Annotated in this window: 16 protein-coding genes; 13 read left to right on the forward strand and 3 right to left on the reverse strand. The window is 68.2% G+C overall.

Translation table 11 applies throughout. The annotated features are described in order from the left end of the window. Positions 1–337: 337 nt before the first annotated feature. The 13 genes from ACFYW8_RS36930 (at position 338) to ACFYW8_RS36990 (ending at position 9,933) form a co-directional block, all read left to right on the forward strand. A complete protein-coding gene (locus ACFYW8_RS36930; RefSeq protein WP_389089137.1) occupies positions 338–1,198 on the forward strand; it encodes a helix-turn-helix domain-containing protein in 861 nt (286 codons plus the stop codon). A gap of 92 nt (positions 1,199–1,290) precedes the next feature. Beyond that, the gene (locus tag ACFYW8_RS36935) at positions 1,291–1,689 is read left to right on the forward strand and encodes an ATP-binding protein (protein WP_389089141.1); all 399 of its coding nucleotides are present in this window, start codon (positions 1,291–1,293) and stop codon (positions 1,687–1,689) included. Positions 1,690–1,864: 175 nt separating this feature from the next. After that, positions 1,865–2,716, forward strand: coding sequence for a sigma-70 family RNA polymerase sigma factor (locus ACFYW8_RS36940; protein WP_389089144.1), 852 nt, complete (start codon positions 1,865–1,867; stop codon positions 2,714–2,716). Then, positions 2,713–3,534, forward strand: coding sequence for a protein phosphatase 2C domain-containing protein (locus tag ACFYW8_RS36945; RefSeq protein WP_389089148.1), 822 nt, complete (start codon positions 2,713–2,715; stop codon positions 3,532–3,534). The genes ACFYW8_RS36940 and ACFYW8_RS36945 overlap by 4 nt, the downstream gene beginning before the upstream one ends. Before the next feature lie 177 nt (positions 3,535–3,711). Then, the gene (locus ACFYW8_RS36950) at positions 3,712–4,059 is read left to right on the forward strand and encodes a hypothetical protein (RefSeq protein ID WP_389089151.1); all 348 of its coding nucleotides are present in this window, start codon (positions 3,712–3,714) and stop codon (positions 4,057–4,059) included. Positions 4,060–4,064: 5 nt separating this feature from the next. Next, positions 4,065–5,438, forward strand: a complete 1,374-nt coding sequence (locus tag ACFYW8_RS36955; protein ID WP_389089154.1) for an FtsK/SpoIIIE domain-containing protein — start codon at positions 4,065–4,067, stop codon at positions 5,436–5,438. Positions 5,439–5,523: 85 nt separating this feature from the next. Beyond that, positions 5,524–6,225: a DUF2637 domain-containing protein gene (locus tag ACFYW8_RS36960; protein ID WP_389089157.1), complete on the forward strand. Its 702-nt coding sequence runs from the start codon at positions 5,524–5,526 to the stop codon at positions 6,223–6,225. A gap of 17 nt (positions 6,226–6,242) precedes the next feature. Next, positions 6,243–6,422, forward strand: a complete 180-nt coding sequence (locus tag ACFYW8_RS36965) for a mobile element transfer protein (protein ID WP_356753204.1) — start codon at positions 6,243–6,245, stop codon at positions 6,420–6,422. Positions 6,423–6,437: 15 nt separating this feature from the next. Further along, positions 6,438–6,593 carry a hypothetical protein gene (locus ACFYW8_RS36970; protein ID WP_389089161.1) on the forward strand — a complete coding sequence of 52 codons (156 nt, stop codon included), beginning with the start codon at positions 6,438–6,440 and terminating at the stop codon, positions 6,591–6,593. Between the two features lie 28 nt (positions 6,594–6,621). After that, positions 6,622–6,930, forward strand: coding sequence for a SpdD protein (locus tag ACFYW8_RS36975; protein WP_389089165.1), 309 nt, complete (start codon positions 6,622–6,624; stop codon positions 6,928–6,930). A gap of 98 nt (positions 6,931–7,028) precedes the next feature. Next, on the forward strand, positions 7,029–8,372 hold the full coding sequence (locus ACFYW8_RS36980) for a replication initiator (RefSeq protein ID WP_389089168.1): 1,344 nt from the start codon (positions 7,029–7,031) through the stop codon (positions 8,370–8,372). Positions 8,373–8,392: 20 nt separating this feature from the next. Next, a complete protein-coding gene (locus tag ACFYW8_RS36985) occupies positions 8,393–8,563 on the forward strand; it encodes a helix-turn-helix transcriptional regulator (RefSeq protein ID WP_389089383.1) in 171 nt (56 codons plus the stop codon). After that, the gene (locus tag ACFYW8_RS36990; protein ID WP_389089171.1) at positions 8,560–9,933 is read left to right on the forward strand and encodes a tyrosine-type recombinase/integrase; all 1,374 of its coding nucleotides are present in this window, start codon (positions 8,560–8,562) and stop codon (positions 9,931–9,933) included. The genes ACFYW8_RS36985 and ACFYW8_RS36990 overlap by 4 nt, the downstream gene beginning before the upstream one ends. A 289-nt stretch (positions 9,934–10,222) precedes the next feature. Here the strand turns inward: ACFYW8_RS36990 and ACFYW8_RS36995 are convergent, their stop codons facing one another. The 3 genes from ACFYW8_RS36995 to ACFYW8_RS37005 form a co-directional block, all read right to left on the reverse strand. Then, positions 10,223–10,624 (reverse strand): hypothetical protein, encoded by a 402-nt coding sequence (locus tag ACFYW8_RS36995; protein WP_389089174.1) that lies wholly within the window; start codon positions 10,622–10,624, stop codon positions 10,223–10,225. 1,145 nt (positions 10,625–11,769) lie between these two features. Next, entirely contained in the window at positions 11,770–12,960 is a 1,191-nt protein-coding gene (locus ACFYW8_RS37000; protein ID WP_389089176.1) for a caspase family protein, read from the reverse strand. Then, positions 12,957–14,207, reverse strand: a complete 1,251-nt coding sequence (locus tag ACFYW8_RS37005) for a hypothetical protein (protein ID WP_389089179.1) — start codon at positions 14,205–14,207, stop codon at positions 12,957–12,959. Before ACFYW8_RS37005 ends, ACFYW8_RS37000 begins: the two co-directional genes overlap by 4 nt. Positions 14,208–14,410: the final 203 nt, after the last annotated feature.

The raw sequence follows: 14,410 nt of genomic DNA on the forward strand, positions 1-14,410 counted from the left end.
AAGAGTTGGGCAAAACGCTGCATCACTACGAGATTCACCATCACACCAAGGATCACCTTGACGAACGGCACCAGCCCCTAACTTCCCGGGCTTGGCCTAAAGTCTCGGAGCCAACCGGCCCATCAGTGTGTTTACCGTTCTCGCCTCGGGCCCGCACTCGCTGCGGCCCAGGGCTTGGCCCCGGCGCCGAAGGCGCAGAGGGGCCAAGCCCTAAGGGCCAGCCCGCGCCCGCGCGGGCACTTGAACCAGTAGAGAAAGTTTGAATCACGTCGTCCTCGCGGGGTCGGTGTGATCGTTGAGCTGGGTGCTTGTCATGCGTTGGTGTAGAACGCTGGGTATGGGGAGTGAGCGGCAAGAACGAATGCGGGCGCTGGGGGCACGTCTTCGGGCTCTGCGCGTGGATGCCGGCCTGACGGGTGCCGTGTTGGCGCAGCGGGCTGGGGTGGGCCAGCCGACGGTTTCCAAGGTGGAGAACGGGCGGATGGTTCCCAGCCGTGATGTCCTCGACCGTCTGACCGGAGCTCTCGGCATGGATGCCTCTGCCGTCTCGGAGTTGCGGTCGGCTCTCGCCGAAGTCGAGTCAGCTTCTTCCGCAGGCTCAGACGAGATCCTGTCGGGTTCGAGCGTTTCCGCGGATGCCGTTGTCGACCTGGCGGTGCGCGGGGCTCGGCTTGTTCGGTCGTTTCAGTGCGTGGTCCTGCCGGCCATGCTTCAGAGTGCGGAGTACGCGCGGCACGTCTTCGCGAGCACGCCTGGTGCGGATGCGGCCGAGGTGGGCAAGGCTGTTGCGGCTCGGGTGGAGCGCCAGAGTGTCTTGTACGAACCCGGGCGAGAGTCTCTCTTCGTGGTAACCGAGGGCGTGCTCCGGACGTGGCCCGGTAGTCCGGCGCTGATGCTTGCGCAGCTTGACCGACTGCTCACGGTGGAGAGCCTGACCACTGTGCGGTTCGGGGTGCTCCCGTGGGATCGACCGGTGCCGGTCATGGCGCGACACGGCTTCACCTTGTGCGACCAGGAGACGGTGGTCGTGGAGACCTTCCGGGATGAGCGGGCGGAGAAGGATCCGGACGTGTTTGCGTCGTACGAGGAGTCGTTCGCCCAGTTCGAAAGAGCGGCCGTCTTCGGGGATGAGGCACGGCAGCTGTTGATGCGGATCATGGGTGATCTACGAGTCTTGCCTGAAGGCGTCACTCCATAGAGGAATAATTCCTCTGAATGCCTAGAAGCTTGGCGTGCCGAGGAATACGCTGCCTGCGTGCTGTCTAGCCCTCTAGACGAGGAGTGTTCCTCTTGCTTGCGAAGTGGTGCCGTCCGTTCCCTGGCCTGCCGCAACAGGTCGCAGAAGCCCGATACTTCATCGCCGCTCTGATGGAGGCCGAGGGCCCCCGCATGGTGGAGAACGCCGTCCTCATCGTCAGTGAGCTGGCGTCCAATGCCGTCCGGCACTCCCGGAGCGGCCGTAAGGGCGGCTGGTTCCTCGTGATCGTCGTACTCGACGACGACCGGGTACGCATCGAGGTGATCGACGAGGGAGGCGACGGCAGACCGCAACTCCTCGCCGCCAATGACTGGGAGGAGGAGGGTGGACGCGGGCTGCTGTTGATGGCGACCTGCGCCAAGGACTGGGGCGTGAAGGAGCGGATGCACGGTCGGTCCGTTTGGGCCGAGCTCGCGCGAGCTGGCGCATGATCCCCGTCGTTCTGGCCGGCCGCGTTGCATGCCCTGACGGCGGCGGGGGGTGAGCCCTCGCGGGGTCCCTGGATATCGGTCCGGCTTCTATGTGGTTGATGTTCGTACGGGACGCCGTCTCCCGCCCGAATCGTCTAGGGCCCTAGACTCCTGGGTGCGTCTAGGAGGTGTGGGCATGTCGGACGAGTTGCAACGGATCGCGGCCATCGATGATCCGTACTTGCTGCTGCGTGAGGTCACGACCAGGTTGGCTGACGCTCAGCAGGAAGTTACGGAACTCGCCCGGCTGCGCCGGCGCGTAGTGCAGGACCTGCATGCGCAGGGGCTGTCGTACGCGCAGATCGCGGCAAAGGCCGGCCTGAGCCGCGGGCGCATCCATCAGATCCGGCACACCGGGCCAGCCCCCGAAGGGGCCTTCCTTGGGCGAGGCGCCGTCACCGTGGCCACGCCTCTGCGCCGCGATGATGAGCGTGGACGCACCGTAGTCGCCGTAGACGACGTCAGTTCGGGGAAGCGGCTGGAGGACCTGGCGCGGTCTTACGGGCTCGACGTCCTCTCGGAACACGTGTCGGTGAGCGGCGAGATCGACCTCAACCGTGACGGCCTGGTCGTGGTCTGCGGCCCCCGGATGTCCCAGCAGATGTGGGACACGTATGGCCAAGACCCGGTGCTGAGCTGGGAGCAGGCGGACGACGGCCCCTGGACGGTTGTCGACAGGCGCACGGGCGCTGCGTACCGGTCTGGTCAGGACAGCGACCCTTCCCGTCCGTACGACGTCGGGTACCTCGGCCGACTGCGTCGGCCGGATGGGGCAGGCTCGCTGTTGGCCATCGCCGGAATTCATACGCAGGGCTCCCTCGGCGTTGTCCAGTTGCTCTCCTCCGACCTGAACAACCTGTGGGGGCAGGTCGGTGAGCACTGCTTCTCCACTCTCGTGGGAGTCGAGTACGACCCCGAGACCGGTGAACCCCGCAGCGTCGAACTGCTTTGCCCGCTCTACCGTCACGACGAGGAGCCGGCGGCGTGACGATCGCGCTGGTCTCGCTCCCTGCGTTGCCCGACATGCCGAACGAGGATTTCGCCGCTGCCTCTCCCGGGGCCGCGGTACTCCTCGATGGTGCGGGAGTGGCCGGGGGCGAGACTGGCTGCGAGCACGGTGTCGCCTGGTTCTCCTCGATGCTGGGCGGGGTCCTGCTGGGCACGCTCGTCGGGCGGCCGGGCCTCCCGGTGGCCGAGTGTCTGAGTCATGCGATCCGTACCGTCCGGTCGCTGCATGAGGGTGACTGCGACCTGCACCACCCGGCCAGCCCAACCAGCACGGTGGTTGCCGCGAGGGCCTTGGCGGGCACCCTGGAATACGCTGTCCTCGGAGACTCGGCGCTGCTCCTGGCCGGTAGTGACGGCACGCTCGACGTCGTCACGGACCGGCGGTTGGACGTGGTAGGCAAGCAACTGCGTGGGCCCGTCGACGCGTTGTCTACGGGTTCGCCCGAACATGCCGCCGCTCTTGCCGAGTACAGGAGTGCCCTAACTCGGCTGCGCAACCGGCCCGAGGGCTTCTGGATTGCGGGGCCCGACCCGGAAGCGGCCCAACATGCGCTCACCGGTTCCGTCCCACTGCAGTCGTTGGCGTCCCTGGCGCTGATGAGCGACGGGGCCACTCGCCTCGTCGACCGGTTCGAACTCGCCACCTGGGATGAGCTGTTCGCGCTCGTGGCTGCGTCCGGTCCTGCTGAGGTGATTCGCCGGGTGCGCGACGCTGAAGCTGACGACCCTGTCGGCCGGCGGTGGCCGAGGGGCAAGGCTCGTGACGACGCCACTGTGCTGCATTGGACGCTGCCGTAGCCGCTCCGGCTCGCGAAGCTCTTTGTTTACCCCCCTAGACAGTTGACGAGTCGTCGGCTTACTGTTGGTGTCAACCCCCCTAGACAGTCGGGGTGACTCCCTTCCTGGACTGTCTAGGGGGGTATCCAATCAAGATGGCGCCGGGAGCGGCGTCACAGACTCAGTGAGGTCAACACAATGCGTGTCATCCCCGTGGACACTTCCGCCGCGACGCTGCTCGTCACCAAGCTGCCCGAGGTGAAGGTGAAGGACCGGCAGACGGGCGAGATCGCCGTGGACCCGGTAACCAACGACCGGTTGATGGTGCTGGAGGTGGTGTTCATCGCCCAGGGCGGCTCGGACATGGTCAAGGTGACCGTGCCCGCCAAGGGCATCGGCGAGGGCCTGGTCATGGGAACGCCGGTGATCCTCTCTGGCCTGGTCGCACGGCCGTGGGAGAGCGAGTTCGGCGGCCGCGCCCGGCACGGGATCGCCTACCGGGCCGATGCCGTCATGGCCAACGTCCCCGCCTTGGTGCAGGGCTGAGCGCCATGACCGACTCCGTGTGGACGCTGCTCCTGGCGCTAGTGGCCCTGGCCGTGGTCTTGCAGGTGTTGCGGCGCCGGTTACCGGTCGTCTTCTGGTGGCTCATCGGCTATCCGGTCGTCGCGCTGCGCGTGCTCACCACGTACCGCGCCACCATGGACGCGTGCGGCCTGACCGTACCGGCTTCGGCCGTACGGCGGGCAACGGCCCGGATGATGGGGCGGGAGGCGTCACCCGTTCCGCCGCGCCGGTCGCTGCCTCTGCCCACCGGCTCGGGGCTCGTGATGCGGCTGCGGATGGCGACCGGGCAGGCACCGGAGGACTTCATGGCCTCCGCTGACCGGCTGCGCCACGCCTGGGCGGCGCACGCCGTCCATATCCGCCCGACCAAGCCGGGGCGCCTCGAACTGCGGCTCATCGGCTGGGACGTACTTGCCAACGTGCGTCCCGCCCGGCGCCGGCTCTCTGGCGGACCGCTGACCCTGCCTCTCGCCCTGCGGGACGACGGGAGCTGGCACGTACGGGACTTCCGCACAGTGCCGCACGAACTGATCCTCGGTGCTACCCAGTCCGGCAAGTCCGTCTACCTGCGCAACCTGCTGTGCGGGCTGGCCCGGCAACGGGTCGTCCTCGTCGGCATCGACTGCAAGTGGGGCGTGGAACTAGCCCCGTTCGCACCGCGGTTGTCCGCGCTCGCCGATACCTCGGACCGCGCGAACGAACTCCTGGACGTCCTCCTGGAGGAGATGGAGGAGCGGTTCCGGCTGATCGGTGTCACCTCAGGAGCGGGCCCGGACGCCGTGCTCACCTCCGACGTGTGGGGCCTGCCCGACGAGGTGCGGCCCGTACCGATCGTGGTCGTCGTCGACGAGGTGGCGGAACTCTTCCTCGCCGCGAGTCGCGATGACGAGAAGCGCCGGGACGCCATGGTCACCAAGCTGATCCGCATCGCCCAGCTCGGCCGCGCCGCGGGCATCTACCTGGAGGTATGCGGACAGCGCTTCGGCTCCGAACTCGGTAAGGGCGCCACCATGCTGCGGGCCCAGCTCACCGGTCGCGTCTGCCACCGCGTCAACGACGAGTCCTCCGCGAACATGGCCCTTGCCGACATCTCCCCGGAAGCCGCGCTCGCCGCGACCGGCATTCCCGCCGACCGCCCCGGTGTGGCCGTCGTCGGGGACTCCTCGGGCGGCTGGTCCCGCGCCCGCTCACCGCACCTCACCCTGAACGACGCCGCGGCCGTCTGCCGCGCCACCGCAGATCTGGTCCCGGACCTGCCTCGCCTCACCTCCTTCCGGCCGGCCGCTGCTCTGGAGGCTGTGGAGAAGCCCACGCCCTCCACCGCTGCCGCGAGCGCCGCGCGCCCGGTGACCGAGTAACGGCACCTCTTCCCCCGGTCGGCGTGACCGTCTCGCGTCGTGTCCCTACCCCTCCCATGCCTCGAACCGGAAGGAGTCCGTGTCGATGCGTGCCTCCCTGGCCCGTGTGGACGCCGTGATCATCCAAGCCGTCATCGCGGGCGCCCTGTCCTTCTCCCACCTGCACGACCTGGCCGAAGCCGCTGGACAGGGCGGCTGGAAGGCGTGGGCCTATCCGGTCTCCGTCGACCTGCTCTTGGTCGCTGCCTGGCGGCGAATGCGCGAACAGCAGCGCGCGGGGCTTCCGTCTGGCGGGTCGCGGCTGTGGTTCCTCGTTGCCCTCGCCGCGTCCCTCGGCGCGAACGTTGCGACCGCCGGACTCCTCGACCTGGCCCACGTTCCCGCGCTGCTCCGTGTGGTCGTCGCGGGTTGGCCAGCCGTCGCCTTCTTCGGCGGCACCCTGCTGGCCCACACACCCCGTACCTCGGATTCCGCCGACCGTGGCGCGTCGGCTGTATCCGAGGCGGGCGGAGCGGTGGTGTCGGCCCCGACTCCCGCACTCTCCGAACCGACAGCAAGCGGCACGGCCGACCCGGAACCCATACCGGCCCTGGAGCCCGTGGCCGCCCCGGGCCCGGCGCCGGTGTCCGCCTCGACCGTCCACCTTCCGCCCGCCCTCGTCGATCGTGCCCAAGCGCTCGCCCGAGAGCTCCACTCCAGGACCGGTGAACCCGCCGACCCCGACACCATCCGCGCTCGGCTCGGACTGCCCGCGTCCATGACGCCGGCCGTCGCCGCGCACCTCTGACTAGGGAGACGCCCGCCATGACCCCGCGCTTCCGCGACGTCCGCCGTATCGGCCCCGTCCAGGTCGCCTCGTACCTCTCCCGAGGCCGAAATCGGCACGTCGCCGCCTGCACCGCCCCGCACTGCGACTTCTCCGCCGAGTACGACAGCCGCGCCGCCGCCGAACTCGCTGCCCGCATCCACCGCTGCCGCGCCTGACAGGAGACGACAGACATGCACGTCCCGCTCTGGCTCGCCCTCCTCGCCGTTGGGGCCCTCGGAGTCCGACTCGCCCGCCCGCCGTGGTGGCTCGTCATCGTGCTCCTCCTCGGCGGCTACCTCGCCGCCGGGAGCTTCCTCGCCCCCGCCGTTGACCCCGTCCTCAAGTAACGCAACTGCACAGAAGGGAATTCACCCCATGTTCAAGCCCAAGTACCCGCCACAGGACACCGCCCCGGTACCCGCAGCGCCGCCCTCGACCGTCCACAGCCCGGTTCCCTTCCAGAGTGCTTCGGCCCCTGCTCCCACAGCGCGGCTGGCTTCGAACCGTCCTGCCGTGCAGCTCACCCCGGGGAGCGCGCTGACCCTCGTGGTGAGCGGCTCCGCCGTCGTCTTGGTCGTGGGCGCCGTCCTGGTCTCCCTGCTCCTCGCCGTCGCGATCACCGCCGCCTCCGTGGCCGTCTGCGCGGTCACCGTCCGCTCGATCCTCAAGAGCGACCGCCGCTGACCTCATCTCTTCTGCGCTTTGGCCTGCCCACACTGTCTAGCCCCCTGGACGGGCCAGGCGTCGTTTCGAAACCCGTTCCCTCAAGGAGGAACCCGCACATGCCCCCCGAGGCTCCGACGGGAGCCATCCGCCAACTGGCGGCCCTCGCCCAACACGGCGACCTCAGCACCTACGCGCACCAGATCCAACGACTCGGCGGCTGCGAGCGGCCCGTACGGATGGAGGGCCGACGCCTGGATGTCCTCGCAGCCACAGGCGAAATCGTCCGAGAGATCGCCGACCGCGACCTCCCCGCCGGACAACTCCTCATCCGCTGCAACAACCGCCGCGCAACCCGCTGTGCCGCCTGCGCGGAGGTCTACCGCAGGGACACCTTCCACCTCGTCACCGCCGGCCTGAGCGGCGGCAAGGGCATCGGTCCCGCGGTCGCCGAACACCCCCGCGTCTTCGCCACCTTCACCGCACCGTCCTTCGGCGCCGTCCACAACAGGCCTGGCGGCGGTCGCTGCCGCTGCGGGCGCTTGCACACGGACGGAGACACCGTTCTCGGCACCCCGCTGGACGCGGACCGCTACGACTACCGATCCGCCGTCCTGTGGAACGCCCATGCCGGTGCCTTATGGGCTCGCTTCGTCACCTACCTCCGCCAACAGCTCGCCTCTCGCGCTGGCATTGGTCGTTCGGAGCTGCGTGACTGCCTCAAGGTGTCGTACGCCAAGGTCGCCGAATACCAGCGACGGGGCGCCGTCCACTTCCATGCCGTGATCCGTCTCGACGGACCGGACGGAGCCGAGGACACCCCGCCGGCCTGGGCCACCACCGAACTCCTCACCGACGCCATCCGCTCGGCCACCGCGCTCGCCGAGACGCCCGGCCCGGTCCTCGACGGCCGGACCTACGCCTTCCGCTTCGGCGAACAGCTCGACGTCCGCCCCATCCAGTCCGCCGACTTCACCGGCCCCACCAACCTGAGCAGCCGTGCCGTCGCCGCCTACATCGCCAAGTACGCGACCAAGGGTGCCGAAAGCGCGACAGGCACGCTCGGCCGCCCGATCCGCAACCCCGTCACCGACCTCATTGGCGCCGAAGTCACCGACCACGCACGGCAGATGATCCTCACCTGCTGGCGCCTCGGTGGCCTCCCCGAGCTCGAAGAACTGCGCCTGCGCAAGTGGGCTCACATGCTCGGCTTCCGCGGCCACTTCTCCACCAAGTCCCGCGCCTACTCCGTCACCCTCGGCGCCCTCCGCCAGGAACGCGCCGACCACAACGAAGCACGCACCCGCGAACGCGCCGCCGAGGCAGGCCATCCGCTGCCCGACCCGGACACCGTCCTCGTCCTGTCCCACTGGCGGTTCGCCGGCGCGGGCCTGACCGTCGCCGAATCCTGGCTCGCCGCAGCAAGACGACCCGCCCCCGAAACGGAAGGAGAACCGACGTGAACCCGCATCGCGACGAGTTGATGACCGTTCGCCAGGTCTTGGATGAGCTGGGTGGGGTCTCTCGCCGAACGTTCTACCGCTGGCGTGAGTTGGGGCAAGGGCCTGCCGCTTTCAAGCTGCCCAATGGGGAGCTCCGGGTGTGGCGGAGTGACTTCTCCACGTGGCTGAGGCAGTTGGAGGCAGCGGCGTGAAGTCTCTCGATGTGAAGGTGTGGGGCGTTCGCAAGCGGAACACGAAGAAGTCGTCCTACGACGTCCGGTGGATCGTCGCGGGGAACGTGTTCTCGGAACAGTTTCGAACAAAGGGACTGGCGGACCACTACCGATCCAAACTGCTCCAGGCCGCGCACGGCGGTGAGGCGTTCGATACGGCCACCGGGTTGCCTGAATCGATGGTTGAAAGAGCGGCCTCGATGAGCTGGTACGCCTTCGCTCTGCGGTACCTCGCCATGAAGTGGCCCCATGCGGCTCCCAACACGCGCAGCGGGATCAACGAGTCCCTGACGGCGGTGACCATGGCTCTCCTCGACGACCGGCCGGGGCAGCCGTCTGAAGAAGTGGTCAGGAAGGCGCTCCGCAACTGGGCGTTCGTCCTTCCCGGACCTGATGAGCGTGAGGTGCCCGACGACGTCGCGAACACACTGAGCTGGGTGGCGAAAGCCTCGCGGCCCTTGGCTGACCTCGATGATGCCGCCATTGCAAGGGCGGTCCTGGACTCGCTGAGGCTGAAGCTCGACGGGACCGCGGCGGCCGCGGAAACCGTCCGTCGTAAGCGCCGAACGCTGGTCAATGCCCTGCACTACGCAGTGGACCTCGGGGAGTTCAAAGAGAACCCGGTGACCCGGGTTCGGTGGAAGAAGCCGAAGGTTGCCGGTGAGGTTGACCCCCGTGTGGTCGCCAACCCTGAGCAAGCACGTGCTCTGCTGACGGCCGTGTCGTATATCGGCGGGTACGGCCGGGCGCGCGGTCGTCGGCTCGTCGGTCTGTTCGCCTGCATGTATTACGGAGCTTTCCGGCCGGCTGAGGCCGTGGCGCTCACCGAGGCGGATCTGAAGCTGCCCGAGCGCGGTTGGGGCACGGCGCTTTTGAACCGGACGCGGCCTAGCGTCGGAAAGCAGTGGACGGACTCGGGCGAGACTCACGACGACCGGGGTCTCAAGAATCGTCCTGTGGAGGAAGTTCGGCTCGTTCCGATCCCGCCTCAGCTCGTCGTCATTCTCAAGCAGCATCTCGACACCTTCGGCGCCGCTGAGGACGGGCGGCTGTTCACGAACGAGCGTGGGGGAGTGGTCGGCTCGTCGACGTACTATCGCGTTTGGCAGGAGGCTCGGGCGCTGGCCCTTTCGCCGGCCGTGGTTGCCTCGCCGCTCGCTGCTCGGCCATACGACCTCCGGCACTCGGCCTTGTCGACCTGGCTCAACTCTGGGGTGGACCCGACCGAGGTGGCCGAGCGGGCAGGAAACAGCGTTGAGGTCCTGCTCGGCCGGTATGCCAAGTGCATCGACGGGCGGCAGGAAATCGCCAACCGCAAGATCGAGGAGCTGTTGCGCGAATACGAGTGATCATGCTGATAGGTCGTTAGTCCCCGCACCGGGGGTTCGGCGTGTCTCAGCCGCACCCCCGGAGGCCTGCTGCTGGTGCCGCATCAGGCGATGTTCGATCGGTTGTGACGCGCCGTCCGGATGGTGATCCGAACGGCGCGTTTTGCGTAAGGCTGGGCCGGGACTTGAGTAAGTGCAAGCCTGGGCGACCGATGGCGATTAGGGTGTCTCTTTCTTCCGCAGGCTAGGCATGCGCCGATGCGGACTGAGTGGGACGTGCCGCCCGTCCGGGGAGTACTTAGATCCGCCCTTATGGCGACGATCGGTGGCCCTCCCGCAGCAGCATGACCAGAATCTGCTCCGTCGCGGCAGCGTCCGTGACGTCTAGGTCCCGGCGCTCGCCGCCCACATGGAGTCTCAGGCGCTGCAGCTGGCCATCCCTCAGCAGCCGAGCCAGAAGGGCCGCTACACGACTCACCCGTGGTTCCGACAGCGCCACCGAGACCGCGGTGCGGCCCGGCACCATGGATACTTCGGTGGCCATCCCGTCGTTGAGTAGCGTTTGGGACAGCCGCCAGAGCACCATAGGGTCCTCATCTTCGACGATTAGCCGCCTGCGGAGTTCTTCCGGTTCGCTGACCATCAGACCGGGCTCGTGCGGGAGCGTCGCCATATCGGCGGCGAGTTCGTACCGCCCTTCGTGCGCGGGCATGCCACTCAGTGCACGCCACTGGATCCGTAGGGCGCTTGTGTTCCTCTCCACCCGGAAGGGCAGCGACTCGCCGGGTCGCGGCGCTCTCACAGGAGGCCGGGGCTCGGGTTCTTCCGGGTGAGCGGCGGTGAAGGAGGAGAGCGACGACGGTAGCGATGCGCGCAAATAAGGGGCTAGAAGGCGGCGTGCATCACCCGGCTCCGGTGACCGTGGGTCCAGCGCTGGGCGGGCCAGCTCCGAGGCGAGCAGGTCTAGCCCCTCAGCCACCAGTGGCGCCCCTCCCACATCAGCGAGTTTGTCGAGGATCCCGGCGAGGTCCCGCCACTCACCGTGGCGCCGGGCGAGCCATGCGTCGACGGCCAGGACGTCGACCCGGGCCGGGCCTGTCGCATGGCGGTGCCGGGTCTCCTGCTGCCACCGATCAACCCGCTCCAGGTCGCCGCGTCGGCATGCGAGGTAGGCCACTGCCAGATCGAAGAGCAGAGTGCCTCGTACCCCGGGGTCGTCCCACCAGACCCGCGCTACGACGTCGGCCCACCCCCACTCCCCAAGGCGTAGCGCCTCAAGCAGGGTGAAACCCGAGTCCGCGACGGGGCGAATCTCTACCCGTCCCTGAGGCCGACGTTCGGCCGGCTGCAGAGTTAATAGGGATCCCTCCGGCACCAACGTGCACACCGGCCGCCGTCGGCCGCCGCCGACCTGCAGGACGGCAGGGCCGCCCAGCGGAGTGGACACTGTCGAGACCCCGCTCGTCGCGGACTCGCCTGTCGCCATGCCCGAGGGGTCCCGCACGGTCCACCGGCCGTCCGACTCCTGGCCCCACAGCCGTACCCAGCCATTCGAGGCCCGGTGAGATTCCTCACCAGGCGGGTTGTTCGCGTTCGCGCGTCGCGCGGAGAGTACGGCCTGCCGGGTGCGGCCGCCGGTCACTACGACGGGCTGGACTGACAGATAGGGGGACCAACCGTGCACCAGGCACCGTTCCTCAAGCGGTATTTCCACCGAAGCAGGCACTCCGGCGCGCAGCGGGACGCGCCCTAGCCGACGGTTGCCGCGATCGAGGATCTCGGCTGCGCCGACTACCGTGCCCGACACGGCACCAGGCACCGTGGGAGCAACGATGTCGACACGTGCCGTAGCCACGCTCACAGCTCATGCACCTCCACCTTCCGTGCGCGGCAGGGCGCCTGCATCCAGACGTCATCGCCGCGACCCCGGAAGCGACCGTCGGCGAACGACACTTCGACCCGCGCCCAGCCGACGGGGCCGTCTCCGATCCAGGGTTCTGGCATCGGCAGGCGGGACGCGTACAGCTCTCGGGTTTCCCGGTCCATGAGCGTCCACTCGGCCTCGGACAGCGGCTCTCCGGGCGAGGTGTCGAAGTGGAAGGGGACTGGGGGAGCCTCCTCGAATGAGAAGAGAACGCCGCCTTTGCTCGTGCTCAGTGAGGAAAAGTCGCAGTGCTGCTCCGGCATGGCGATGCCGTCCGGCCGCAGACCCGGCCAGGCCATAAGCTCGCGCACGAACTTCCCGACAGTCTCCGTGGTCACCGTCCAGGCCGCGCCTGCGGAGTCTGACTCGGGTGTGAGCAGGGCACGCAAGACCGCCTCGGTGAAGTGGGTAACTCCTTCCCCTTCCAGCGACCCGTGCGCCTTAGCGCCCCGCTGGGTGGAATGGAGAACGACTCTGTCGCGGGTGATCGGCCGGCCCAGGGGCTCCAGCAGTCGCGTGGCGCGAACTTCTTTCTCGCGATACAGCCGTTCTGGAGCGAAGCGGCAGGCGTCGACAAAGAAGCACTGGGTCCGGGCGCTGTTCCCCTCCATGCCCTCTACCAAGGCGTCGAGCTCCAGCGCGGTGCGGAAGTAGCCGTGTGAGTTCTTACCCGTGTCCTGCAGGAGGAGAATCTGAGGCCCCCTCCCGACCTGGACCCCGTGGCCGCAGAAAAAGAACAACGCCACGTTGTCTGGGTCGCTGTCACACCTGTCGTACCAGGAAAGGAAAGCTTCCTCCACCCCCTCCAAGGTGGCTGGCCCGAGGGGCACCTCGGCGCCGTCGTCACCCTTGAGGATCATCTGCTCCTTGGCCGAGACGACCGCTTCGAGGCTGCCGAGCGATAGTCCGCCAGGTAGGTCCCGAAACCCTTCGAGCAGTCCTTCGCACAGTGCACGCGCGGACACCGGAGGAGAGGCCAGCTGAGTGAACTCTTTGGAAAGCCAGTCGCCCCTGCGGCCCTTCTCATGATGTGTACCGCCAAGAAACCAGTCATACGCGCCGACACCGATCACCAGCGCGTGTACGGCAGGTCCCGCGAGGCCGCTCTCCCAAACCGTGGTCACGCCGACTGCCCCAGCCTGCGCGCCAGCCGCGCGTGGAAGTCGCAGGACGTGAGGTAGGCCCCATGCGCCCACCAGGCGCCGGTGCTGAAGACCAGGTCCTCTGCGCCGGCGAAGATCGGCGCGGCCGCGAACGCCAATGGATCGGACCGGTCTAGGACGTTGAGCCAGCGGCCCACGTTTGGCAGCGCGGGGACCTTGGGGCATTGCGGGTTCGGCACCTTGTGGTCGCTGGACGCGAAGAGCTTGAGCTCCTCGAAGAGACCGACCTGGGTGCCCACCGTCACTAGTAGATCTACCCGCACATCGGGCCGGAAGTGGGACAGCACGTCATGGATGATGTTGCCGCCCATACTGTGGGCGAGTACCACCAGCGGCTCCCGGCGCAGCGCGGCGTCCCGCGCTGCCTTGTCGAGCGAGTCAGTGATCCGCTCCACGATCCGGCCAGGAGTCTTCAGGGTGCCGCGCTCGGCGAAGTAGCCCATGACGTCACCCATCAGTAGGGCCGCCGGGCGAGCGGCCCAGCGACGGACGCCGGCGGCCATGAGGCGCGTGCGGACGGAGACTTCGAGGGAGCGCAGCCGGGGCACCGCGCGGACGGCACGGGCGGGCAGGGCGCTTACATCGCCGAAGCTCTCCCAGGGCCGAGTGCCCGACTCGACCGGGCCACGGTTGGTAATGCGCTCCCAGTCGGTGACCCTGTCGTGGAGGCGATCGAGGAATTCGTCGTCCTCCTTGACCCCCCTGAGCCAGGCGAAGAAATCCGCGCCATCGCCCCGAGTGCCTTCGCTGGTCTTCTCTGACCAGTACGCGGTGGCCCGCGCGCAGAAGGCCACCAACTCCGCAAGGGCGCCCGGCTCGGATTCCTCCTCCTCATCGTCGCTGCCCGCCAGCGCGAGCAGATCGATCGCCCGCTGCAACGAGACGCGGGCGGTCGCCGTCAGGACCTGCTCGGCGTCCCGCTGTCCCGGCCTGACGCCGGCGTCTGCCAGAGCCTGAGTAACTGCCTCCTCCAGCGGCTCCTCGCCTTCACCGCCCAGCGACTCCACATCGTCCGGGGCCAGCGACGCCCATCTCCAGGCCGGTTCTGCAACGAGCTCGCCCCACCAGGGGCTGAACAGTAGAGCGCCGGGGGAGTGCCCGGTCGCGGGGAGAAGGTGACTGCGCAACAGTTCGTCGCGCAGTGCGGCGGAGCGCTCCACGGCGTCGGCCTTCCGGTTCCCGATCCCGTGAACGTGTACCAGTGCCACCGCGCCCCCTGACTTCCAGTCACCGACACTTCATTGTGCGACACGGACGGTTTCCCGGGTGAGTTGTTCACAGATCGGTCAACCACCCTGGCACGGCAGTTGGTGCCGCATCAGGCTGCGCTCGCCTCGATCTTGCTGGTCGAGCGTGGTTGGCGTGGGCACGTCGTCTCGCGCGGGATACTCGCATCCGATTCCTGCCTTGT

This window comes from Streptomyces sp. NPDC002742 (genome assembly GCF_042888885.1).
In the GTDB taxonomy this organism is placed as follows: domain Bacteria; phylum Actinomycetota; class Actinomycetes; order Streptomycetales; family Streptomycetaceae; genus Streptomyces.